The 442-nt window shown below is 39.6% G+C and carries 2 protein-coding genes; one reads left to right on the forward strand and one right to left on the reverse strand.

Annotated elements, in window-relative coordinates:
* Positions 1–335 (forward strand): aminoacyltransferase (locus FCS21_RS17820; RefSeq protein WP_138624522.1); only part of this gene is annotated, 335 nt, incomplete at its 5' end.
* A 16-nt stretch (positions 336–351) separates the two neighbouring features.
* Here FCS21_RS17820 and FCS21_RS17825 read toward each other — a convergent pair.
* A partial coding sequence (locus FCS21_RS17825; protein WP_187695304.1) for an RteC domain-containing protein occupies positions 352–442 on the reverse strand: 91 nt, incomplete at its 5' end.

Genomic DNA, 442 nt, shown 5'->3' on the forward strand with positions numbered 1-442 from the left:
TAATCGCTAAAGATGAAAAGCTAGCTGCTATGAACTTCCTTAACGCACTGGAAAAATTGCCTGGATATATTGAGCAGGAGCAAAAGAAAATTACGGAAATACAAAAAGACCTACCTATTCTTCAGGAGGTCATAAATGGTACGTGGTCTAAGGAAAGCCGATTGAGCGAACTCAAAACCGAACTGGCCGCCGTTGAACGAAAGATACAGTTATCAATTACGCAGGAAACTAAAGAGGAACCTGCGGAACAAACCGAAAAACAAAAGCAAACGCCAAGCATTTCGGAGAATATTGTACGGATAAAAGGTGTTCATTTACCACGTGGAGTATTGTAATATGCAAAAGAATTTGCTACATTTCGTCCTGTTCGTCCATTTTTCTAATCAAAGCATCCCGTAAGCTGTCAAGGAATTTGGTGCTGTTTATTTTTCGGGATTTAAGT

It is taken from the genome of Colwellia ponticola (genome assembly GCF_005885605.1).
In the GTDB taxonomy this organism is placed as follows: domain Bacteria; phylum Pseudomonadota; class Gammaproteobacteria; order Enterobacterales; family Alteromonadaceae; genus Colwellia; species Colwellia ponticola.